The organism is Flavobacterium nackdongense, from assembly GCF_004355225.1.
Classification (GTDB): domain Bacteria; phylum Bacteroidota; class Bacteroidia; order Flavobacteriales; family Flavobacteriaceae; genus Flavobacterium; species Flavobacterium nackdongense.
On record NZ_CP037933.1, the window covers coordinates 381,032 to 405,999 of the forward strand.

At 33.8% G+C, this 24,968-nt stretch carries 20 protein-coding genes; 15 read left to right on the forward strand and 5 right to left on the reverse strand.

Annotation, left to right across the window (positions count from 1 at the left end):
- Nucleotides 1-122: 122 nt before the first annotated feature.
- The 12 genes from E1750_RS01470 to E1750_RS01525 all read left to right on the forward strand — a co-directional run bounded on the left by E1750_RS01470 (nt 123) and on the right by E1750_RS01525 (nt 15,069).
- Nucleotides 123-557, forward strand: a complete 435-nt coding sequence (locus E1750_RS01470) for a response regulator (RefSeq protein ID WP_133275050.1) — start codon at nt 123-125, stop codon at nt 555-557.
- Nucleotides 558-586: 29 nt separating this feature from the next.
- Entirely contained in the window at nt 587-1,315 is a 729-nt protein-coding gene (locus E1750_RS01475; RefSeq protein ID WP_133275051.1) for a polysaccharide biosynthesis/export family protein, read from the forward strand.
- A gap of 12 nt (nt 1,316-1,327) precedes the next feature.
- On the forward strand, nt 1,328-3,487 hold the full coding sequence (locus E1750_RS01480) for a GumC family protein (RefSeq protein WP_133275052.1): 2,160 nt from the start codon (nt 1,328-1,330) through the stop codon (nt 3,485-3,487).
- A complete protein-coding gene (locus tag E1750_RS01485; RefSeq protein ID WP_133275053.1) occupies nt 3,488-4,723 on the forward strand; it encodes a lipopolysaccharide biosynthesis protein in 1,236 nt (411 codons plus the stop codon).
- A complete protein-coding gene (locus E1750_RS01490) occupies nt 4,714-5,829 on the forward strand; it encodes a glycosyltransferase family 4 protein (RefSeq protein WP_133275054.1) in 1,116 nt (371 codons plus the stop codon). Before E1750_RS01485 ends, E1750_RS01490 begins: the two co-directional genes overlap by 10 nt.
- Nucleotides 5,829-7,118: an O-antigen ligase family protein gene (locus E1750_RS01495; protein ID WP_133275055.1), complete on the forward strand. Its 1,290-nt coding sequence runs from the start codon at nt 5,829-5,831 to the stop codon at nt 7,116-7,118. Before E1750_RS01490 ends, E1750_RS01495 begins: the two co-directional genes overlap by 1 nt.
- Nucleotides 7,119-7,255: 137 nt before the next feature.
- The gene (locus E1750_RS01500) at nt 7,256-9,637 is read left to right on the forward strand and encodes a nucleoside/nucleotide kinase family protein (protein ID WP_133275056.1); all 2,382 of its coding nucleotides are present in this window, start codon (nt 7,256-7,258) and stop codon (nt 9,635-9,637) included.
- Nucleotides 9,637-10,332 (forward strand): acyltransferase, encoded by a 696-nt coding sequence (locus E1750_RS17975; RefSeq protein ID WP_133275057.1) that lies wholly within the window; start codon nt 9,637-9,639, stop codon nt 10,330-10,332. Before E1750_RS01500 ends, E1750_RS17975 begins: the two co-directional genes overlap by 1 nt.
- Nucleotides 10,325-11,551 carry a glycosyltransferase family 4 protein gene (locus tag E1750_RS01510; protein WP_133275058.1) on the forward strand — a complete coding sequence of 409 codons (1,227 nt, stop codon included), beginning with the start codon at nt 10,325-10,327 and terminating at the stop codon, nt 11,549-11,551. Before E1750_RS17975 ends, E1750_RS01510 begins: the two co-directional genes overlap by 8 nt.
- 2 nt (nt 11,552-11,553) lie before the next feature.
- A complete protein-coding gene (locus E1750_RS01515; protein ID WP_133275059.1) occupies nt 11,554-12,627 on the forward strand; it encodes a glycosyltransferase family 4 protein in 1,074 nt (357 codons plus the stop codon).
- Between the two features lie 117 nt (nt 12,628-12,744).
- Nucleotides 12,745-13,956, forward strand: coding sequence for a DUF1972 domain-containing protein (locus tag E1750_RS01520; RefSeq protein ID WP_133275060.1), 1,212 nt, complete (start codon nt 12,745-12,747; stop codon nt 13,954-13,956).
- A gap of 36 nt (nt 13,957-13,992) precedes the next feature.
- Nucleotides 13,993-15,069, forward strand: coding sequence for a glycosyltransferase family 4 protein (locus E1750_RS01525; protein ID WP_133275061.1), 1,077 nt, complete (start codon nt 13,993-13,995; stop codon nt 15,067-15,069).
- A 282-nt stretch (nt 15,070-15,351) separates the two neighbouring features.
- On the opposite strand, the gene E1750_RS17685 is transcribed toward E1750_RS01525, so the two are convergent.
- Entirely contained in the window at nt 15,352-15,672 is a 321-nt protein-coding gene (locus E1750_RS17685; protein ID WP_165697991.1) for a hypothetical protein, read from the reverse strand.
- An 80-nt stretch (nt 15,673-15,752) separates the two neighbouring features.
- Here E1750_RS17685 and E1750_RS01530 point away from each other — a divergent pair, with 80 nt between their 5' ends.
- Nucleotides 15,753-18,275 (forward strand): mechanosensitive ion channel family protein, encoded by a 2,523-nt coding sequence (locus E1750_RS01530; RefSeq protein ID WP_133275062.1) that lies wholly within the window; start codon nt 15,753-15,755, stop codon nt 18,273-18,275.
- A gap of 85 nt (nt 18,276-18,360) precedes the next feature.
- On the opposite strand, the gene E1750_RS01535 is transcribed toward E1750_RS01530, so the two are convergent.
- The 4 genes from E1750_RS01535 to porX form a co-directional block, all read right to left on the reverse strand.
- Complete coding sequence (locus E1750_RS01535) at nt 18,361-18,735, reverse strand: DUF4258 domain-containing protein (protein ID WP_133275063.1); 375 nt, start codon at nt 18,733-18,735, stop codon at nt 18,361-18,363.
- A gap of 36 nt (nt 18,736-18,771) precedes the next feature.
- Nucleotides 18,772-19,965 carry an alanine dehydrogenase gene (locus tag E1750_RS01540; RefSeq protein WP_133275064.1) on the reverse strand — a complete coding sequence of 398 codons (1,194 nt, stop codon included), beginning with the start codon at nt 19,963-19,965 and terminating at the stop codon, nt 18,772-18,774.
- 266 nt (nt 19,966-20,231) lie between these two features.
- Nucleotides 20,232-20,639, reverse strand: a complete 408-nt coding sequence (gene tsaE / locus E1750_RS01545) for a tRNA (adenosine(37)-N6)-threonylcarbamoyltransferase complex ATPase subunit type 1 TsaE (RefSeq protein WP_133275065.1) — start codon at nt 20,637-20,639, stop codon at nt 20,232-20,234.
- Between the two features lie 96 nt (nt 20,640-20,735).
- Nucleotides 20,736-22,316: a T9SS response regulator signal transducer PorX gene (gene porX, locus E1750_RS01550; protein WP_133275066.1), complete on the reverse strand. Its 1,581-nt coding sequence runs from the start codon at nt 22,314-22,316 to the stop codon at nt 20,736-20,738.
- Nucleotides 22,317-22,807: 491 nt separating this feature from the next.
- Between porX and E1750_RS01555 the strand changes: the two genes are divergently transcribed.
- Both E1750_RS01555 and E1750_RS01560 read left to right on the forward strand, forming a co-directional pair.
- Nucleotides 22,808-23,956, forward strand: a complete 1,149-nt coding sequence (locus E1750_RS01555) for a toxin-antitoxin system YwqK family antitoxin (RefSeq protein WP_165697992.1) — start codon at nt 22,808-22,810, stop codon at nt 23,954-23,956.
- Nucleotides 23,957-24,099: 143 nt separating this feature from the next.
- Nucleotides 24,100-24,963: a hypothetical protein gene (locus E1750_RS01560; RefSeq protein ID WP_133275068.1), complete on the forward strand. Its 864-nt coding sequence runs from the start codon at nt 24,100-24,102 to the stop codon at nt 24,961-24,963.
- Nucleotides 24,964-24,968: the final 5 nt, after the last annotated feature.

Consider the following 24,968-nt stretch of genomic DNA (forward strand, 5'->3'; position numbering starts at 1 on the left):
TTGGAAATACTTTCCAAATTTTGGAAAAATATACAATCCTATTTTTTTTAATTGCTTGATAATAAATACTTTAAATTTTTGGCTTGACTTTGGCATATCCATTTTTATAAAATATATTAATTATGGAAAATCAAAATCAGTTCAAATTTTTTATCGTTGACGACGACACTTTTTGCGCTAGCATGTATCAACATGATTTAAAAAACATGGGGTACAACGACATTACCTATTTCAGTAACGGAACAGATTGTTTAAGCAATCTAAACCAGAATCCTGACATCATTTTCTTAGATCACAATATGGAAGACATCACTGGATTTGAAGTTTTAAAAAAAATAAAACGATATAATCCGAATATTTATGTAGTGATGGTTTCCGGTCAAGAAACGATAAAAACCGCAGTTGATGCATTGAAATACGGTGCTTTCGACTATATCGTCAAAGACAATAAAGTAAGTGATAAAATGGTACTTATCATTGATAAAATTATCTTGGTTAAACAAGAATTAAGAAAATCGAATCCCAACTTTATCCAGCGTTTGCTGTTCTTTTTTTAATTTTTATATAGCCCCTAAAATATACTACAATGAAAATAATTTTGAAATTACTGCTCATTTCGATTCTTTTTGCTTCGTGCAAAACACAAAATATATACGAGAGCAAAACAGCAACCAATGATCAATCTACTTTTATGTATGATGCCAGTTATCAATATAAAATCAGAAAAGATGATAAAATTTCCATCTCAGTTTGGGGTGAAGACAATTTGAGTGTAGGCTCGACTTATGGTATTTACAATTCCAATGAGGTCTATGGAAAATGGCTGATGGTAGATGCTTATGGGAATATAGAAGTTCCTAAAATAGGTACAAAAAATGTCTTAAATAAGACGGTTCCTGAACTAAAAGAGGAAATTAAAATGGATCTAAAAAAATGGTTGGTAAATCCAATTCTTGATATTAAAGTACTCAATAAAGAAATTACTGTTCTCGGAGAAGTAAAGTCGCCAAATGCTATTAAAGTAGATACTGACAATGTAACTCTTTTGCAAATCATAAGCAAAGCGGGTGGTATTGATTCCTATGCCAATCTCAAATGCGTTAAAATCTTAAGACAAGAAGGTGAAAATGTTAGGGTTACCAATCTAGACTTGACTACAGATGCTGATATTTTGAACACCAATGTTATCCTTCATCCGGGCGATGTAGTAATTGTACCGTCAAAAAAGAACAAAGAATTTGATAAAAGAATTTCAGTAATAATTCCTTTTACAACAGCTATTACTGCTGCTTCGATTGTAATTGGATTATTCTAAATAAGTAACGATATGAATGATAATCTTAGAATACTCAAACCCCTTTTTAGAGGATTTCCAATCATTATTCTAGTAATGGTTTTGGCGGTTTTGTCAGCAAAAAAATATCTGAGTTATGTGACTCCAATGTATGAAAGCACAGCAAAACTAAAATTGGCCGATACCGAAGAAGGTGTTCCTAGCGCTAATCTGTTCAAAGATCTAGATGTTTTTGCAACCGCCAATAAAATAGCGACTGAAATAGAGGTTTTAAAATCCTCCAAATTGATGGAAAAAACCATTGCCGAATTGCCTTTCGACAAAGAAATTTATAGAAAAGGGGATATTCGTACAGTTGAATTATTCGGAAATTCTCCCATTACTATTGAAGGCACTTTTCAAACCGAAAAAGCATTAGACAAACGCTATGGTTTGAATGTGATTTCGAAAAAGGAATACCAATTTTTTTATCCAGATGCTAAAAAAGGAATTCAAGCCATATTCGGAAAACCTTTAAAAATAGAAGGAGGAACACTTTTGGTCAGTTTAAACGAACCCTATATTCAATCCAAAAATGATGCTAAAATTATTGATAGTTATGAAATTGAGTTCCTAAGTACTCAAAAATTACTAGGCAAAATCAATAAAGATCTTGATATTGTTCCGGTCGATAAAGATGTTCCTGTTATTCGAATCAATTTAAAAAGTAATGTACCCGAAAAAGCAGCCCTTTTTGTAAACAAATTGGCCGAGATGTACATAAAGGATTATATCGAAAGCAAATTTAAAGCAGCAAACACCACTGTTGATTTTTTAAAAGAAGAGATAAACTCTTCCAATAAAAAATTGTCGGCCTCTGAAAATAATATTCAAAATTTTAGAGATAAGAAAAATATTGTCAACATCCGACAAGAAACCGAAACCGATCTGCGCAAGATTTCTCAGCTCAAAATTGAGCAAACCAACATAAAAATGAATCTTGAAGCCATCAAAGAGTTGAATAAATACATCGCTTCGGGTAAAAAAAACTATTTGGATTTGGCTCCAAATTTCGAAGCATTTACCGATTTGCTTTCGACTGAAATGGTTAAAAATATGAAGAAATTACAAGCCGATAAAAAAGATTTGCTGCTTACCTATACACCCGAAGACGAAAAAGTAAAAATCATCGATGCCAAGCTCAAAGACTTAATCGACTACCAAGTAGAAAGTATTAAAAACACCGAAAAGAATTTGCAAATAAAATACAATGGGCTTTCGAATGATATTGCAGAATCTGAAAAAGCATTTGTAGGTTTACCCGAAAAAGAAAAAGAATTAACGATTCTTAACAGAGAATTTAGCCTCTATGAAACGAATTATAACTTTTTGAACTCTAAAAGAATTGACGCAGAAATAGCCCGATCAGCTAAAATTGCTTTTCATAAAATAATCACCCCAGCCGATGTGTCACAAACACCAGTTTCACCCATTCGTTCCATAATAATTGTTGTGGCTGCCATTTTGGGAATGTTCGGGTCTATTCTTATTATTTATTTGGTGCATTTTGGTAAAGCAAAAGTAAATGATGAGTTTACCATCGAGAAAAATAGCACCATTCCTATAGCTTTATCGACACCGTTTATCAAACAAAATGAAAATATAAAAGAAAATTTTCTAAAAGAAGCGATTCAAATGGAATTGAAAGGTATGTTACAAGAGCAAAGCATTCTAGTAATTAGTTCCTATGACCAAGCCAAAGATCATTTATTTCATTCTAAAAATTTGGTCGAAGGGTTCATAAATCAAGGCAGAAAAGTTTTGGTTATTGATGCCACAGGACAATTAGAGGGCGGATTTGATGCTCAGGATTATCTTAACTTTTCTAATCCAAAATACTTGAGTTATACCCAATCTGTATTTCAAAATGAAATTCAGCAGAAAATGGAGAATTATGAATTGTGTGTCCTACACAATCAATCCATCAAAGAGGACAAATTGGCTTTGCTTTTTATGAGTTTGGCAACCCAAAATTTAATTGTTTTAGATAGTCGAAAAACGGCCGAAAAAACAATAATCAAAATGGAATTGTTGAAAGATGAATTTAAATTACCTAATGTTTGGTTTGTGCTCAATAGAGCAGGTTACAACCCTAATGTATTGGTCGAAATCAAAAAAATATGGAATAAATACACTAAAAAATCAAGTTGTTAGATGATGAATTCTATTAAAAAAATACTGTTTTCACCCTCTGTTTTGGTCTTTTTTGACCAAGCGCTATTTAGTGGAACAAATTTTTTGCTAACTCTTTTTTTGGCCCAAAAACTAGACATCAAAAGCTTTGGAATATTTTCTAGTATTGTTCTCTTTACGTACTTAGGTATGAGTATTACTAATGCTTTAATCATTCAACCTTTTCAGGTCTCGATTGGGAAAGTTTTGCAAAAAAAAGAGTACTACATGTTTTTATTCTTAGGACAAATGGCTCTGATGTTTGTTTTGATTCTATTGGTCAAATTAATTGCATTTTTTATACCCATTTCTATAGATTATAATCAACTAACCAACGCATTCTTGTATTTTACAGTGGGTTACCTTGTGCAAGATTTTTTTAGAAAATTGCTCTTGGGAATTGGTCAAATTCTTATGGTAATCATCATTGATATTATGTTTTTGCTGTTAGTTGTACTATTCTTTTATTTTATAAAAAATGATATCTCATTGACAAACACATTATGGATCATTGGGATTTCAAATATAATCTCATCACTTCCGGGTTTGTTTTTTATTGTCAAAAATTACCAAAAACCAGTTTCGTGGAAAGGCTTTGCTCAAAGCCATATTCTTCAGGGAAAATGGTTGATCAGTACTGCGGTATTACAATGGTCCTCCAACAATTTCTTTGTTTTAGTTTCCGGAATATACTTGGGAATTGAGGCATTAGGAGCCCTTCGTTTGGTGCAATCTTTTTTTGGAGTAATCAATATCTGTTTGGCTACTGTAGAGAATTATTTTTTACCAAAAGTGGCGCTACTATTTAATGAAAATGCTACCAAGGCTAAAAAGTATTTGATGGAAATAACGGTGTATGGAGCAACCTTTTTCGGAATTTTCCTTTCGATTTTGTTCCTTTTTTCCACAGAAATTATTGTGCTGGCTGGAGGGGAGCAATACCAAAACTACGCTTATGTTGTCAAGATAATTTCAATTTTGTACTTCTTTATATTTCTAAGTTATCCTGTAAGAATAGCGGTAAGAGTAATGGTGCTAAACAAAATTTTCTTTATTGGATACCTACTTTCATTTGCGTTTTCTATCCTTTCTTTTCACTTCCTGTTGAAATATTCCGGCCTTTACGGAGCAGTTTCGGGACTTATTATCAATCAAATAATCATGATTTTGTATTGGCAAAGTCAACTTAAAAAAAATCAATTTTTATTATGGAAATAATTCATATAGTTCTCGGAAAAGCCAATCCTGAAAGAATGAATGGCGTAAATAAAGTAGTCTTTCAATTGGTTACGAAACAGGTTCATTTTGGCAAAAAAGCCGCCGTTTGGGGCATAACTAACGATCAAGAAGATAATTATGGGGAACGCAATTTTGAAACCCAATTGTTTTTGAAACAGCGCAATCCTTTTGCTATTTCTGAAGAACTAAAATTAGCTATTATCGATAAAAAAGACAAAGCTGTTTTTCACCTACACGGTGGTTGGATTCCCGTTTTTTATTCCTTGTCAAAATTGATGCATCAACACCAAATTAGTTTTGTTTTAACGCCTCACGGTGCTTACAACACCATTGCAATGCAGCGTAGCTCTTGGATTAAGAAATTCTATTTCTCGCTTTTTGAGAAAAAATTACTCAGTAGAACTTCAAAAATTCATTGCATTGGCAAAAGTGAAGTGAATGGATTAAAGAAGATTTTCGATAACAAAAAAGCAATTTTATTGCCTTATGGATATGAAAATGATAAAACAATAACCATCGAAAATACGGCTAATCCAAGTATCGTTTTTGGCTTTATTGGGCGATTGGATATTTATACCAAAGGTCTTGACACATTGCTAAAAGCATTTGCAAGTTTCAAAAAAATCCAACCCGAAGCGCGGCTCTGGATCGTAGGGGACAGCAAGGAAAAAGTCATTTTAGAACAACAAATTAAATCAAAATCACTAGAGAAAAACATTATACTTTTGGGAAGTAAATATGCTGCCGAAAAAGAAGAAATACTTCAAAAAATAGATGTCTTTGTTCATCCCTCAAGAAACGAAGGACTACCATTATCGGTTATTGAAGCAGCTAGCTTCGGAAAACCTTGTATTGTTACCGATGCTACTAATATTGGTACGCAAATAGTCAATAGCAAGGCCGGTATTACGATTTATTCTCAGAGTAGTTCCCAACTTGATGACGCGATGCAAAAAATGTATTCGATTTGGGAAAATCCAGCGGCATTCAAAAAAATGCAAGAAAATGCAATCCAAATGGTAGAACAAAATTACAATTGGAAAAAATTGATTGCACAGTTTAACACCGATTTATACACTATCTAATGAATTCAACGACGACTAATCACGATGCTTTTTTAAAAAAAATAGACAATTATCTGTTTATTATTTTACTATTGATGGTGGCCTGTTTTTTTACTTGGAGTGAAAATATCAACATCACACGAGCCATCAAAGTAGTGGGCAGATTGGGCTTGATGCTTTCTTCGATTGGTATTTATTTCAAAATTATTCGGTATGGCGCCGCCAATACCATGAGCTATAAAAACATATTTTCGCCTTTGTTTTACTTGGCTTATATGGGTTTGGGATTCATCTCATTTACCTGGAGCACGAATCCAGGATTCAGTATTTTGCAATGGTTTATGACATTTCAAAGTTTAGTTTTTGCCTATTTTTTTATCAAAAGCATCAAAGTTTTAGATAGTTTTTTTGAAGGTCACCACATCCGATTGTATCATTTATTGGGCAATTCGGTTTTTGTGCTGCAATTGGTATTTGTCGTTGGAATGTGGATTGATCCCGACACTTTTTTCCGGCTGACAAATGGGGGAGAAGAAGCCCGCTTGGGAGGCGTGATGATGAACCCCAATGAACTCGGAATGCTTGCAGGAGTGGGCGTAGCTTGCCTAATTTTTGATTTATACAGAAAGCAAAACAAAATTTGGACCGTAATCAAAATCTTGGTTATTTTTTACGCCTTGTTTATGACGGGTTCCCGATCTTCCTTGATTGGTGTTTTGATAATTATCTTTTTCCATATTAACCAAACCAAAAAACAAGGTTTGAAAATGGCTATTATCGGTGGCGTTTTGTTGGTCATTCCGTTTGCTATAAACCAAATCATTCTCAAAGGTGGCGATAAAGAGCGAATGGAAGAAATATTGACTTTGACCGGAAGATTGCCTTTTTGGCAAGCCCTGATCACCGAAGGATTGCCACGAGAACCCTTACTAGGTTTTGGATATATGCGAATAGATTACAAAGAATTTTTTCAAAGTGTGCATACCTATCCTGGTAAAATGACTCACAATACGTTTATGCAAGTGCTTATGAATTTGGGCTTTATCGGATTGTGTACCGCTATTTTTCAAATGTTTTTTACTTTCCACGCCTTTTTCTCAGAAAACAAGGAAACCCGCTTAATGTTGATCGGAATCCTCATACCAGTTTTGATTAACTCGTTTACTGAATTTGGTATTTTTGGGGAAAGCAATTATGGAATTTTGTTCTATCAAATGATTATTTTCTCGGTTTCATTTAAGAATAATGCCCATTTAACATCGGTACAAAAACTACATTTAAGGAAAAGAAGACCAGAACTCTTGGTATAAAACCGTTCCAAAATTTAGTATTATTCCAAAATTTGGAAATAATTTCAATCAAATAAAAATGTAACTACTTGATAATCAGTATAATTTAAAGTTTGGCACGATTCTGTAAATAGGTTACGAAAATAAAACCTTTTACAATGGAAAATATATTCGCCAAACTAGGCTACTCGGTTTCTTCAACACGAAATAATACAACAGATATTGTTTTGGATATGCTTTTTATAAAAAATCCCGATGGTTCGCCAAGATGGATTTGGAATGCCAATTGTGACACTCCTTTGTTTCTAAAATTCTATAACATTGGAAGTTCTAGAGCTTGGTGGTTTGCAACAGCAATAAAAATGGTCTTCATTTTCAGATTACAAAAAATCGTCTTCAGTAAAAAATCAGTTTACGCCACAAAAAATGACCATACTATTTTAGATTCCAATACGGATTGGGCATTATTCACAGGAACCATTGGTCCAAATAATAAAGCCATCCTTTACACAAATTTCTCTTTTTACAAAATTGCAACAACTCCAAGTGCGGTAGAATTAATCAACCGGGAACACGCGATCTTAGCAAGAATAAACGGTTTTTATGATGGATTTATTAGTCCGAAATCTTTCAAAATTTCGTCTGAAATTATTCAATTATCGGATGTTTCAGAGAATGGAACAAGATCCAAATCCAGCACTTCAAGTCATTTGAATGCCTTACTTGCTATGCGTTCAATTGAATCGAAAACAGTAAAACTTGGCCAATGGAGCTTATTCAAAAATTTGAAAAATGAATTTAATAGCATTGATGATAGCCGAATTCCTTCTAATATGCTTCGAAAAATCAATACCCTGATTGAGAATATTTCTGAAAATGAAAAAGTGGATGTTACACTGTCACAAGGCGATTTTACCCAATGGAATATGTACATAAGAAATGGAAAAATCGCTTTGTACGACTGGGAATTGGCGAGTTTTGAAAAGCCAAAGGGATTCGACTATTTCCATTTTATCATCCAACAAGGCGTTTTGGTACATCATAAATCTTGGAAAACCATTTACAAGGATATTATTGTGGAATCTGAAGGCGACTTCCTGGAACAACTCTTTAACAATGATTTAAATGAATTAAAGAATTATCTAAAATGGTATGTAATTACCAATTGCATTCATTATCTAAAACTATATTCAGAGCAGCCGCAATGGCACATACAAGTAGATTGGCTTTTGAAAGTTTGGAACGAAGCCTTGAACGAATTTATGTTGGAAGAGAAATCTGCGAGAGAATTGGTTATAATGGATCTGTTCGATTTGTTGCAAAATCAAGAGTACGCCGCATTAAAATTCAACCATGGATTTCCAGAAAAATTAAGCATTAATTCGGATATTGATTTGGTTGTCGATAAAAAAACAAACCAGTTGCTGGTTTCTTATCTAAAAAATCATGCCTTAGTTTCTAAAATTAAGGAAAACAAAAAATCATTTATGAATGCTATTCAAGTATTTCTTAATGATGGAACTTCATTATCATTGGATTTGATCTGGCAATTAAAGGTTAAAAACCTTGAAATTCTGGATGCAAAGCAGATCATTGCTTCCAATATTGTAAACAAATATGGTGTAAAAAATGCCTCTTCCATCAATACTGCCCGATTTATCGCACTGTTTTATACGCTAAACAATTCCGCAATTCCTAGTAAGTACTTGATTTATGAATTAGCCATTCAAAACTCGCAAGAATCCTTGGATTTAATCCTTCAAAATCATTTTGGAAACACTACAAATAAAAAGGAAAGCGTACTCAATTTCATAAATCAGAACCCGAAAAACAAAGGGATTTCAGTCCTTAAAAACACTATAAATTATTACAAAGACATTATGAGAAATAGCATTTTCAACAGAGGATTTATTATCACTTTCAGCGGAGTTGATGGTGCGGGAAAATCGACCGTAATTGAGAATATCGCTTTAAAAATCGAAAAACAACTCCGGAAACCCGTGGTGGTGCTACGGCACAGACCTTCTATTTTACCCATATTGAGTGTGTGGTCCAAAGGCAAAGAAAAAGCACATCAGGATGTAATTGAAGGTTTGCCTAGACAAGGAAAAAACAAAAGTTCTTTGTCCTCGTTTATTCGCTTTACGTATTATTACTTTGATTATTTATTTGGGCAATTTGTGGTGTATTTCAAATACATCTTGAGAGGAAAAGTGGTAATTTATGATCGTTATTATTTTGATTTTATTAATGATAGCAAGAGAAGCAACATTGTTTTGCCTAAAAAACTGACTTCTTTTTTCTATACATTCCTTTTGAAACCTGAATTTAATTTCTTCCTTTTTGCCGATGCCAACATCATTTTAAAAAGAAAAAAAGAACTAAGCAAAGCCACCATCGAAAAATTAACAGTGGATTATCATCGTCTATTTGCGTCGCTTCAATCCAAAAGTAATTCTTCTGTGTATCAGTCCATCAATAATATTCAACTTGAAGTAACCCTAAATAAAGTTTTGAAAACCATTTTACTTTTAAAATAATGAAGAAGCTAATTGTAAAAATTATCCAACTACGAAATCCACATTTTGAATTAGATGACTCTCTGAATTTGGCTGCTTTATTTCAGTTTGTTTTTATTCAAATCTGTGGTTTGATTCGAGGATGTAAGGTTGTTTTTTGTTTTAGAAAACCAAAAGGAATGATATTGGGTAAAGGTGTTACGTTTTTTAATATTTCTAAAATCAATTGGGGAAAATTTCTCCGATTAGGCAATCAAGTATATGTTTCCGCTTTGAGCAAAAATGGAATTCAGTTCGGTAATAATGTGAGTATTGGTGCCTTTAGCAGAGTGATCGTATCCACCTCAATCAACAATATTGGTAATAAAATCGTGATTGGAAACAATGTAGGTATTGGCGAATTCGCTTATTTGGGTGGAGCTGGAGGGTTAGAAATTGGAGATGAATGCATCGCAGGCCAATATTTGAGTTGTCATCCTGAAAATCATAACTATGAAAATTTTGAAATCGCCATCAGGCATCAAGGTGTCACCAGAAAAGGAATCATCATTGGCAAAAATTGCTGGATTGGAAGCAAAGTTACTATCCTAGATGGTGTAACAATTGGCAATGGATGCATCATCGCAGCAGGAAGCGTGGTTACAAAATCATTTCCCGAGAACAGTATTATTGGGGGTGTTCCCGCTAAACTTTTAAAAAATAGAAACAATGACTAACAAAACTATTTTAGCAACTTGTTATGCTGTGAACCCTTATAAAGGTTCAGAAGATGCAATGGGTTGGAATTTTGTATATCAAATTGCACGGTTCAACAAAGTTTTTGCCGTAACCAGAGAAAATAACAAAACGGCCATCGAAAAATATATGTTCGAAAATCCAGATTCAGTTTATGACAACATTATGTTTTTGTATTTTGATTTGCCGTATTGGATTCGTTTTTGGAAAAAAGGCGGGCGGGGAGCGATGTTGTATTATTATATGTGGCAAAGAGGAATCGTGAATTTTGTTCGAAAGCAAAACTTGAATTTTGATATTACTCACAACGTGAATTTTCATAACGATTGGACTCCTAGTTTTTTATGGAAGTTAAATAAACCAATGGTTTGGGGTCCTGTAGGCCATCATCCGCTGATTCCAAAACAGTATCTTAAACCGTATTCTTCTAAATATTGGATTAAAGATCGGGCTACTTGGATGGTGAAAAATTATTTTTGGAACTGTTCCTTTTCCTTGAAAAATACAGCAAAAAATGCAGCACATATTTGGTGCATGAATTCGGGAGTTCCCTCAAAATTAAAACTAAAAGAAACCTCATTTTCTGTTTTACCATCTGTTGCTACTGAAGATTTTGCAGTTAATCCCAAAACTGAAAATATAATTTATAATGTTATCAGTGTTGGTCGTTTTGTTCCACTAAAAGGATTTGATTTGACACTACTTTCTTTTATAAAATTTATTAAAACAGTACCCAGTTCACAAAGGAAAAACTGCAAACTTACGCTAGTAGGCTCCGGTCCTGAAAAAGAATACTATGACCAAATAATTTATGATAATGAGGTGGAATCGTATGTAGAAATTATAGAATGGATTGACCGTAAAGATTTGATGAAAATCTACGAAAAATCCACGGTATTCTTATTTCCATCACACGAAGGTGCAGGAATGGTGGTCGCCGAAGCCTTGTCTTTTGGTTTGCCAGTAGTTTGTTTAGATAATGAAGGTCCCGGACAATACATTAATTCCAATTGTGGTATTAAAATCCCCAAATCAGATTATAAATACACGATTAATCAATTGGGTGAGGCGCTCCTAAAACTATATGCTGACAGCAATTTTTTGCAGCAATTGAGCCTTGGAGCCCGGCAGCAATACGAAGAAAAGTTTACTTGGAATAGCCGCGGTGAACATTTACAAAATATTTATAACCAACTGTAATTATGAGAGTTATAGCCATACATTTATTGAACGATTATAGCGGTAGCCCGAAAGTTTTGATGCAATTACTTAAGGGATGGACAAAAAATAATATAGAAACCCATTTATATACTTGCGGCGGAAGAGAAGGTTTCTTGTCTGATATTCCTAAAGTTCACTATCATTTTTATCGGTATCGCTTTGTAGAAAACAAGTTTTTGAGATTACTGTTTTTATTTGCAAGCCAGTTTATTTTAGCAATTCAATTGTTATTTATTTTAGAAAAAGCCGATGTCGTATATGTCAACACTGTTTTGCCTTTTGGGGCTGGAATTATCGCGAAATTAAAAGGATGCAAAGTGATTTACCACATTCACGAGACTTCGATTAAGCCTAAAATATTGAAACATTTTCTTTTTGGGGTAGTAAAATGGACAGCGACAGAAGTTGTTTATGTTTCGAATTTTCTAGCGGAGCGAGAACCTTTAAACCTTAAAAAAAATGTACTTTACAATGTTCTCGAAGAAAGTTTTGTAGAACGAGCTAGTATGCATTTGAATAAGGAAAAAAAAGAAAAAATCGTTCTGATGATTTGTTCTTTGAAAGCTTATAAAGGGGTAAACGAATTTTTGAAATTAGCTCAAATGAATCCAGAGTTCACTTTCAAACTGGTGACAAATGCTACTCAAACTGAAATTGAAAACTATTTCAAAGATGAAACTGTACCAACAAATTTAATATTATATCCAACCCAAACCAACACGCATCCGTTTTATCAGGAAGCGAGTGTTGTTTTGAATTTATCAGATACCAACCTCTGGGTCGAAACTTTTGGATTGACCGTCCTTGAAGCGATGGCTTATGGTTTACCTACGATTGTTCCGCCAGTAGGTGGCGTTGTAGAACTGGTCGAAGAAAGGAAAAATGGTTTTTTAATGGACAGCAAAAACATAAATCTTATTTCAGAAAAATTACAATTAATGCTTCAGAATCAAACCATTTACAATCAAATGAGTACATACGCATACGAAAAAAGTAAATTCTTTAGCGAGGATTATTTCGAAAAGGAATCTTTTAGAATTCTTTCCAAAAATTGAAAATATTCCAAATTTTGGAGATTTACCAACAAATAGTTAAAATTAAAATACTGACTTACAATACATTGACTTTTTAGCATTGTTTTTGGCATAGTCAATAAAAAATAAACAAATAAAATGGAAAAGAAGAAAATAGCTATCATTGGTACAGTAGGTTTACCAGCAAGATACGGAGGATTTGAAACATTGGCAGATCATTTACTCACTCATTTAGCCGAGAAATATGATTTCACGGTCTATTGCTCAAAAAATAAATACACAAAAGAAGAACGTATTGCAACCTACAAAGGGGCTTCGTTAAAATACCTTCCTCTGGATGCAAACGGCGTTCAAAGCATTCCTTATGATACACTTTCAATTCTTCACGCTTTATGGAAAAATGATGTCTTGTTGGTTTTAGGAGTTGCAGGTGCTTGGATTTTGCCTTTTGTAAAGTTTTTTACGAATAAAAAAATTATTATCTCCATTGACGGTATCGAATGGAAAAGAGACAAATGGCCACTTCTTGCAAAACTCTATTTATGGTGGGCCGAAAAATTAGCGGTCAAATATTCGCATATCGATATCTCCGACAATGAATCTATTCAGGATTATACGGCGCTTCGGTATGAAACTTTGAGTAGAGTGATTGAATACGGGGCCGATCACACCTTGGAAGTGAAGCCAGAAGCCAATGATTTTATAAAATATCCATTTTTGAAGCAAGAATATGCTGTAAAAGTGTGCAGAATTGAACCAGAAAATAATATACATTTAGTTTTGAATGCCTTTGAAAAAACATCAAGAATGCCATTAGTTTTAGTGGGAAATTGGAATAATAGTGTCTACGGAAAAGAACTAAAAGAGCAGTATGCCAACGCAACTAATTTGTGCCTCCTTGACCCCATTTACAATCAAAGAGAAATAGATTTAATTAGAGGAAATGCGTCTTTAAACATTCACGGACACTCCGCAGGTGGAACCAATCCTTCTTTGGTAGAGGCCATGTATTTAGGGCTTCCAATCATTGCTTTTAAAGTTTCGTATAATAGGACTACAACCGAAAATAAGGCGATTTATTTCTCAACATCCGAAGAATTAATTGACATATTGAATACGATTTCAGAAGATACTTTAGGTAATCTACGTAATGAAATGAAAGCTATTGCATTACGAAGATATACTTGGAGTACAATTTCCCAACAGTATGAATTTTTGATAAAAGAAGCCCTTTCGGCAGCAAATAAAAGCAGCGTCTTTGCCGAAACAAAAAGTCTTAGCACTTCATTTTTAGAAGAATTTCAGTTATCCCATTTACAACACAATAACTTATTTCACGAAAACAGATAGTACTGATTTCGTTATAATTAATAAAATTTCAAGTATATGAAAACAACTTTAGAATTTTTTGCCTTTGGCGCTTTAGCATTGATATTAACCCTTATTTTTATTCCGATAGTAAAAATTATTGCGGTGAAAGTAAAACTCGTAGACAAACCAAATTATCGAAAACTGCATAGCACTCCTGTGCCGCTAGTTGGTGGAATTTCGATAACTTTTTCGGTAATGCTGCTGTTGCTAATTTCAGGCGATAGACTCTCTTTTTTAATAGAATATTTACCCATAATAACATCAGGATTGGTTTTACTTATCGTTGGTGTTATAGACGATAAGCACGATGTTAGCGCCAAATATAAGTTGGCCATTCAATTGCTGTTGTCTCTCATTATAGCTTCTTCTGGAATCCGAATTTCTTCTCTTTTTGGATTATTTGGCATTTATGAAATCGCTATTTGGGCACAATATGTATTGACTATCCTAGTAATCACGGGTGTGGTCAACGCCTTTAATCTAATGGATGGTGTAGATGGTTTAGTTGGGGGATTATCCTTGTTGGGATTTACGATGTTTTTGTTGGCTTCAATCTATTTTAATGATTATTTTTTAGGCAAAATTAGTGTGATTTTTATGGGTGCCATAATTGGATTTTTAAGGTTTAATTTGTCCCAAAAAAAGATATTTATGGGCGATGCAGGATCTCTATTTTTGGGTTTTATCTTAGTGACCTTAGGCATAAAATTGATGGATGAACAAGGAAGCGCGCAAAACGAGTATGCTTACGGATTTTTACTGCTAGTTTCCTTTTTTTCTATTCCGGTATTGGATTCTTTACGAGTGTATTTGAGTAGAATTAAGCGTGGAAACTCTCCATTTATGGCAGATAAATCGCATTTGCATCATTTGTTGTTAACTGCTGGATTTACTCATAAAAAAGTAGCAGTTGTAGTAGTTTCATTTAGTATGCTATTTTTCTTTATTGGCTTTGGATTAATTTCGTATCAATCTACTTCATTAATTATTATGGTAATTTCGATGGTCTTTGGGTTAATTCTTAGACTATTATTAATGATAAACAGTTTGCACGAATGGCGAGCTAAACTAAAAGGATTGGAGCAGAGATAGACTATAGGATCAAAGTACTATTGTCGTGATCGCATTTCGTTTTTAAAGGGGTGTTAATTATTTTTTTTTAGGTATTTTTTTAATAGCTTAGGTAGGTGAATCTAATTTGAGTACCAGCAACCAAAGCGATTAGATATTTTTTTCGTTTTTTAAATCTTTGACAACAAGGTTCACTGATTTTATTATGCGCGGCGGCGGAGTGATTCAACTCCCGTTGCCTTAATATTACTAACTAATGTTGCTGTTTGGTCTATTTATAGATTAAACCTCTGTTACTGCTTTTCAATTGTAAAAAAAAGTGAATATGAATTGAACACTTTGCTGCGTTTTGGTGATTTTGGCTTTACGTACTACCTGCGGAGGTTGTTTGACATCAACAGAGGCAATAAATTTATCCGAATCTTCTTTTTGGTAGTAGTTGTAGGCACATTGATTCGGTTTGCCTGGGATGTTTTTTATGTGTCGATATTCTTCGTTAATTAAATTGTGCTGCAAAAACAAATAAAAAATCCAAATTATTATAAAATACCAAGCATTAGGATTGGTATGCAGAAATATTTCATCTTCTATAATTACTTTACTTAGAATTGGAACAGATTGCAACTTTTTTAAAAGTAGCGTTTTACATTTAAATTTTATATCTTCGAAAAACAATTGTTTTTACTAAATAATTCTATGAGACTATGATAAAATCTATAGTAAAACTTAATTTTTTCCTGTTTTTTTTAGGCACCATTGCAGTTTTTTCGCAAACTAATGATGCAATAGTTCAAAAACCTAACCCAGCAACAGGCAAAAAACTCGATAGCTTGATGCAGTTATTAAATTCGGAAAGTTTAAAAGAGAACAAGTTGAATTACGATTTTAATGTGTTGATGAGTGCACAGAATAGTAAGTTTAACGCTCTTAATGAGCAAATTCAAAAGGCTAATACCATCCTTAAAGAAGGTATCGATTATAAGGGATTTACTTCGGAATTGGCTTTGCTTGTCAAATGGAAAGAACAATCTGTCACTGGAATTATAAAAAATAAAAGCAAGATGCAAACGGTTAGGGATCTGACCACGACCTCAGTATTATTGAATGAATTATTAAAACGAACAAAATCACAGCTAGAGAAAATATCTGCAAATAATAAATCTCTTAGTTCCATTCAACGCAAAATAGATTCTATGGCTATTGATGAGCTGTTTTATAAAATTCCGGTTCAAGAATCAGCTAAAAAGAACTATTACCAGCGCATGACATTGACTACAAAAGATTTAGCCCTCGCCAATACAAATCTTAAAAATGCGATTGACAGCATTCAAAAACTTGAAATTAAGGGAAATATTTTTAAATACGACTTAGAGTCGGATATTGCTTTTTTAAAAAATGCTAGAAAAACATTAAATGACAAAACGAGTACAATAGCGTCGGATGTAATACAATCGAAAGACGGTTATTCTTCTCTTGGTCAAAATTTCAAGCATTCATTCGTTAAAGGTTATTTGTTGTTTGTATTTTATATAGCCAATCAAACACAGATTTTGACTGTAATGTTCATTTTCATAATTGGACTAGTAATTTACTTAAGAGTGATCAGGAGTAAATACAAAAAAGCCAATATGTACGAGGATTTAAAATATCCAGGGCATGTTTTAAATTATCCAATTGCCTCATCATTGCTGATAATGATTTCCATTTTTCAATTTTTCTTGCCAACGCCCCCCTTCGTTTTTAACGCTTTTATTTGGATGATTAGTGGCATTGCGTTGACAATTATTCTGCGTAAATCTGTTGTTAAATATTGGTTTTATGTTTGGATAGCTTTCTTTATTTTGAACAACATCTCTTTTCAAGACAACTTATTTTTGTTGTATTCTCCTGGTGAATCTCGATTCATACTTTTGATGAGTATTATCGGACTAGTACTGGGATTTTTTATTCTCAAAAACCGGAAAAAGGAAGGAAAAGAAATTAAGGAAAAAAGTTTTGCTGTAGCTATTGTTGTGTTTATCGTTTTGGAATTTATCGCTATAATTTGCATATTCAAAGATTCATATAATCTTGGTAAGATACTGATGACCAATGGTTATTTTACAATATTTATTGCCTATCAACTGATGTGGGCTTTTGGCTTAAGCTTAGATGTTTTAAATCTATCAAAAGACCTTACACAATCTGAGGAAGAAATCCTAAATGCGCAGGAGGGATTAAAAGAGTTCAAGGTCTCTGCGTTTATTTATCTATTATTTGGCTTGGGTTGGTACGTCCTCCTTAGTAGAAATACGTATAGCTTTCAAAATTTTATGCAGCCTATTGCGGATGCCTTTTATGAAAAACAACAGTTTGGCGAATTCAGTTTTTCTTTTAACAGTATTTTCTTGTTTTTCTTTATTTTATTTATGTCGGGATTGAGCGCTCGAATTGTTTCTTTTTTGACAACAGAAAGTAAAACGATAGGTAGTGGTTCACCAAAATCAGGTTTGGGAAGTTGGCTTTTATTAATACGAATTGCGATAATAACTTTAGGAGTTTTAATCGCCTTCATATCATTTGGAATTCCGATGGATAAAATTGCTTTGATGATAAGCGCCTTGAGTGTGGGTATCGGTTTTGGTTTGCAAAACGTGATCAACAATCTGGTCAGTGGATTGATTATAGCCTTCGAAAAACCTATAAATTTAGATGATATTGTAGAGGTTGGAGGAAATATGGGTAAAATGAAATCTATAGGTATTCGTAGCAGCGTTATTACTACCTGGGATGGAGCCGATGTCATAATTCCTAATGGTGATCTGTTGAGTCAACATCTGGTGAACTGGACCATGGGTAGCAACCGTCGCCGCTATGAAATTGATCTTGGAGTGGCATATGGAACCGACTTGAACCAAGTAAAATCAATATTAATAGAGGTTCTAAATCAACACGAATTAGTTTTAAAAAACCCAACTCCGATGGTGTGGGTAACTAAATTCAATGATAGTGCTATTGATTTTACGATCAAATACTGGGTGCCACATTTTAATTTTGGCAATGATGTTCGCAATGATTTGATTATAGCTATCGATGTTGCATTCAAAACGAATGGTATCGAAATACCATTTCCACAACAAGAGGTGTATGTTCAGTCCTTTGATTCGCGTAAGGAGGCTAAATTAGAAAATAGTAGCACGACAGCATCTGACATAGTTGCACCGGATAAATCCGAGGAAATATTGTAGGACAAATTTTAGAAAATAAATAATACACTAAGATTATTATAAAAAATAGTAGTTAGAAAACAATATCTTTACTAAAAAGGAAATATTATTGTTTTACAATCTTATCCAACACAGCTTTTTCAGGATAATTAATCACTTGAAGTCTGATTTTTTGCTTTTGAACGGTTTGTCCTTCAATTACATATCGCTTTCCGGTTCCTACTTTAATATTGCTTTGATCAAAATCGACATCGCCATATTTTAAGGTGTTTTTGATATCAATAGTGTCAATCCATTGCTCAGCAAGTACCTGTGAAGCGGCATTAGAATAATAAAATGGTTTGGTTCTCAAATCATTCAAAACTCGGGCATTGGGGAAATAATTGCAACGCGTATCTTTTCCGCTGTAAATAGCTGCAACCACAAAGGATCCCATTATCAATCCTAGCAAATAGTAAGCAAAACGATGAGCAAACTTCATAAATTAAATTTTCGGCAAAGATAAAAGAAAGTTTAGTTAAAACACGATTAAATTAATATCGCTATAAGGAAGGTCAAACCATTCGCTAATGGCATTGTTGGTCAGGATTCCGTGGTAGAGATAGACGCCATTTTTCAGACCATGATTGCATCGGATGGCGCTTTCAATTCCGCCATCTTCGGCAATTTGCAATAAGTAAGGAGTGATAATATTGCTAATAGAAAGGGATGCGGTTTTAGAATATCGCGAAGGAATATTAGGCACACAATAATGCAAAACATCATTTTTGATAAAAGTCGGTTTTTCGTGCGAAGTAACTTCCGAAGTTTCGAAACAACCTCCTGTATCGATACTTACATCGACAATCACAGCGCCTTTTTTCATATGTTCGACCATAGTTTCGGTTACTATAACGGGGCAACGTTCTTTGCCTCGCATTGCACCAATAGCCACATCACATCTTCTTAAGGCTTTCAATAAAGATTTGGGTTGAATGGTGGACGTAAATATTCTTTGGTTCAAATTATTTTGCAAACGACGTAGTTTTCGAATGGAGTTGTCAAACACTTTGACATTGGCTCCCAATCCAATAGCGGTTTTTGCAGCAAATTCTCCCACAGTTCCGGCGCCTAAAATGACTACATCGGTAGGAGGAACCCCAGTAATATTGCCAAACAGCAATCCTTTGCCAAATTCATTGGTAATCATCAATTCAGCAGCAATCAAAACCGAAGCGGTTCCGGCAATTTCACTCAAGGATTTTACGGCAGGGTAGGAGCCATCTTCATCTTTGATGTATTCCAAGGCGAAAGCGGTGATTTTCTTCTTGGCTAATGCTTCGAAATAAGTCTTCTTTCTGGTTTTGAGTTGAATGGCCGAAATGATGATCGTTTTGGGGTTGATCATTTCTATTTCTGCCAAACTGGGTGGTTCGACTTTCAAAAGCATTGGACAACCGAATACTTTCTTGGTATCTTTGGTGATTTCTGCACCAGCATGGGCATATTCTTTGTCTGAATAACTCGAACTTTCTCCGGCACCCGCTTCAATCATTACCCGATGTCCCTGATACGTCAAGGAATTTACCGCATCAGGAGTTAGGCAAATGCGACGTTCCTGATAGCTTGTTTCCTTAGGAATTCCGATGAAGAGCTCGCTTTTATGCCTAGCTATTTCTAATTTTTCTTCTTGAGGTAATAATTGCTGCTTTGTAAATGGGGATGTCGACATTATTTGAATAAATTAGAGGTACAATTTACAGAAAAAAAATGAAATAAAATTATCCTAATAAATTTATTAGGGCGTTCTCTTTTAAAAAACAAAAAAAAGAAGCCACAAATTTCACGAATAAACACGAATTTTATCATACTTAAATTAAACAAATTTAGTAAAAAAACACAGAGGAAATTAGTGTGATTTTTTTTTCATTCTTTCAAAATTAGTGCAAATTTGTGAAATTCGTGGTTAAAACTTTTTAGAAGCAATACCGTGTGAATTTATAACAAATTCAAAGAACGTTTTCCATCAGGCAACAATTGGATTCTAATCACCGAATGTGATTCTGGAATAAGATTTGGAATTTTTTCAGCCCATTCGATAAAACACCAATGACCCGAATAAAAATATTCGTCAGCACCCATATCTAAAGCTTCTGTCTCAATTTTCAATCGGTAAAAATCAAAATGGTAAACCAATTGATTTGTAGTAGTTTGGTATTCGTTAACTAAAGAAAAAGTCGGACTGCTTGTCGCGCCATCCACACCGAGATTCTTAGCTAAACATTTAATCAAAGTGGTTTTTCCAACACCCATTTCCCCGTGAAAAAGGATCACTTTATTCGGATTTTGTGCTATAATTTGCTGCGCAACTTCATTAATTTCGTCTAATGAAAAAATAATATTCATTCTATTCAAAGTTTATTTTAAATCAAATCTGCTATCAGCAACCTGCATTCTGCCTTCTTCAACCTGCCTTCTGCAATCTGCCTTCTGCGATCTGAATTATTTCGGGTTGAAAATCAAAAACGGAATAATCATTTCTTCCAACGAAATTCCTCCGTGTTGATAAGTATTTTTATAATAACTCACATAATGATTGTAATTGTTGACATAAGCCAAAAACAAATCATTTTTGGCAAAAATATAAGAACTACTCATATTTATAGTAGGTAATCCTATATTTTTAGGTTCTTTCACGGCATATACATCCTTGTTTTCGTAGGACAAACTACGACCTGTTTTGTAGCGAAGATTCAAGCTCGTATTCTTGTCTCCAATCACTTTTGATGGATTTTTCACGTTTATTGTTCCGTGGTCGGTGGTCAAAATCAATTTGAAACCCAATTTTTGGGCTTGCTGAATGATTTCTAAAAGAGGCGAATTCTTGAACCAGCTCAAAGTCAATGACCGATACGCCTTATCATCTGATGCGAGTTCTTTGACCACGTCCATCTCGGTTTTGGCGTGTGAAAGCATATCTACAAAATTGTACACTACGGTAACTAAGTCATTGTTTTTTAATGATTTGAAACCTTCAACGAGTTTTTTTCCGCCTGCAAGATTGGTGATTTTAAAATAATCTTGCACAATATTCAATCCCAAACGTTTGAGTTGCGCCGACAAAAATTCGGCTTCGTACAAGTTTTTACCGCCTTCTTCGGGATCGTTTTTCCAGTATTGCGGAAACTGTTTTTCCATTTCGAGTGGCGTCAAACCAGAGAAAATGGCATTTCTTGCATACTGAGTGGCCGTGGGCAAAATAGCGTAATACGGCACTTCTTTTTCTAATTTGTAATGATTGCTAACCACGTTTTCGAATACCTTCCATTGGTCGTAACGCAAATTGTCAATCACTACAAACAAAATGGGCTTGTCTTTTTTGACAATTTCAGGAACCACCAATTCCCGGAATAAATTATGCGAAAATGTCGGTTTATCGACAGCAGTTTTGCTTGATCCTTTCTGAGAAGGCGCAGCAAACCAATCTTCGTAATTGCGCTCGATGAATTTTCCGAATTGTGAATTGGCCTCCGCTTTTTGCGATTCCAGAATTTCAATCATCGCTTGATCGTCGATGTTTTCGAGTTCGAGTTCCCAAAACAACAATTTCTTGTACAATTCTATCCAATCCTCGTGGGAATTGACCATCGCCATTTCCATCGAAATTTTGCGAAATTCTTTCTGATAATCCAAAGTCGTTTTTTGCGAAATCAATCGGGAATGATCCAAATTTTTCTTCAAACTCAACAAAATCTGGTTCGGATTGACGGGTTTTATCAAATAATCGGCTATTTTGGAGCCAATGGCTTCCTCCATAATATACTCTTCTTCGCTCTTGGTAATCATAATCATCGGAATCGAAGATTTCTTTTCTTTCATTTCCGCTAGGGTTTCCAAGCCGCTCATACCGGGCATATTTTCGTCCAGAAATACAATATCAAAATTGTCATTTTCAAATATATCAATCGCATCACGACCGTTGTTGCAGGTGGTGACACTGTAATTTTTCTTTTCCAGAAATAAAATATGCGGTTTCAAGTAGTCGATTTCGTCATCGACCCAAAGTATTTTGATCTTGTCCATAATTGTAAGTAAAAAGTAGTCAAAAGTAATAAATCTAAAGCCAAATTACTTTTTTTATATCGGGAATTGAAAAAGGCGATGATAATTTAACCCGTTGGGTGTAATTCAATTTAATTTTTTTAAACACATAGAATCATAGTTTTTTATTAATTTTATTAAGACGCTTCGCTTGATTTTAGTAAATCATAGCTATGTGAACCCAAGAACTGGGCTATCCAACTCTTTTTTCTATGATTCTATGCGTTTCAATTTTACTATTTCTAAAAATTTAATAATTTCACCCAACGAGTTAATTTAATATTATTTTAAGGTATTGGGGTCACTTCTGTCCTTGCGAGGAACGACGCAATTTCATTGATTGCTGTTGTGTAAGAATAAATAAACAATTATTTTATATTTTGTAGGAATTATTTAATATATTTGAAAGGAAATTAAATGTGATGTTTGTCACACAAATATATAATTTAGGGACTATTTTAGAAGAACAGAATATGAAAAGAAACATAATTTTTAAACTTGGATTTTTACTTTTAGGTTTAGCTAGTTTTGGACAAAACAACTCTGAAAACGTAGTTTATATAGTTGATAAAATTACAATCCTTGAAGACCCAGAAAGAGGGAACGAAGTTGCAGAAAATGACATTGCTGATATGAATGTAATTAAAAACAAAGACAGTTTAAAAAACCTTGGTTTTGAGAAATTCGATGGAGCAATTTTTATTTATACAAAAGAATATAGAAAAAGACCCGAAGAAATAAAGCAAATTCCATCCTCAAAACAAATGGAAAGAAAAAATGGAATCTGGTACTATAACAATGATATTTACTCTGGGAAATTTATAGACTATTATTACAGTGGAAAAATTCAAGGCGAAGGAATTTTGAAAAATGGAAAAATTGAAGGACTTCGAAAAATGTATTTTCAAAATGGAAATATATCTCTCGAAAGGCATTACACAGATGCAATTCCAAATGGACTTGAAAAAGAATATTTTGAAGATGGAACTTTAAAACAAAAAGGGGAATTAATAAACGGGAAAGAAGATGGGATTTGGGAAACTTATTTTCCAAATGGACAAATAAAATTACAAAGTAATTACAAGGTTGGCAATGCTATTGACTTTATAACAAAATTTTATTCAAACGGAAAAATTAAAGAAAAAGTAACAATTAAAGACGGAAAAGTTATTGCTGATACAAGCCTTGAAAAAATTGCTCAACTAATGAAAAAAAGTAATGAAAGCAATCAAAATGGAGACAGAAAATTAGCAATTAAATATTGTGATAAAGTACTTGAATTAGATAGCGAATATGCCGACGCCTATTTTTCGAGAGGAACTTTGAAACTAAATGCAATGCAATTTGATGAAGCAATTATAGACTTTGACAAAGCACTGACAATTGAACCATTTATGGAGTTTGCATTGGCAAACAGAGCATTTGCAAGGATAAGAAAACACGAGTTTGATGGAGACAGAGAACTATTAAAGAATAGTGAAATAACCGTTTTAGCTTCAATAAAGAAAACTGAAATATCAGAAACCGAAAAGGAAAAAATCTGTAGCGACCTAAAAAAAGCAATATTTTTGGGAGATAAAGCAGAAATGGTTTTGGAAGCTGAAGAACAATATTGCAAATAAAAAAACAGTCTCCAGCTAGCGCAAGCGCCACGCTTGGGCTCATAAACATATACGACAAACATTTAATGAGTTACCGAAGCACCGAACATTCCTATAAATGCAATTCATCTCCAAAGCGAATCCATAAATAAATCCACCCCCAAATGAACAAAACACTAATCATCATTTTCACGCTTTTCGCATTAAGCGTTTTAGCACAAAATAATCCAACTAGAGAGGCGCAGCCTATTGTGGCCGAAGGAAAACTATTGTACAAATCCGAAATGGCTTCTTGGTACGGAACCGACTTGTTTTTAGAAAATTATAAAAACAGGCAGAATATTGGAGGATATTTTTCTTACACGGAAAACGATACTCCCAAATGTATTTTCTTTTCAAAATCTGACAATCCAAAAGTGATTGGAACCATTTCGTTTGACAATACTTACAATCTCAAAACAGCAAAGATAGATTTGGAAGAAAGAGCATTTAGCAACTATGAAAACGACATCTACCAAATTAGAAAGTTGGCATTGGCCGAAATTATCTCGGATACAGCTTTGTTCAAACAATATGAAAACTCTAACTTGAACCTGATTCCTTTGATTGATGGAAAGAATAAGAAAGTCTATGTCTTGACGGGACCTAAGCAAAATGGAGTAGTACTGTTTGGGAACGACTATTTGTTAACCTTTGACAAAAACAATAAGCTGATGCAAAAAAAGCAACTGCATAAAAATCTAATCCCAATCAACTACGGCGGAAAAGATAAAGAAGGAAAACCTTTTGTATCAGAAGAAGCAATGCACAGTCATTTGCCAGAAACAGGCGACTTCATCACCGCAACCGATATTTGCACCTTGATGCTGTATGAACGATTTGCCAAATGGAAAACCCACAACGTTGTCTCCAAAAAATACCTGAATATCTGGAATTGTGAAACCAACGAATTGAGCGTAATTCCAATGGAGACCATTAAAGAAATACAAAAAGACCAAGAAAAAAATAAAGCGCAAGAACCCAAATAAACTGA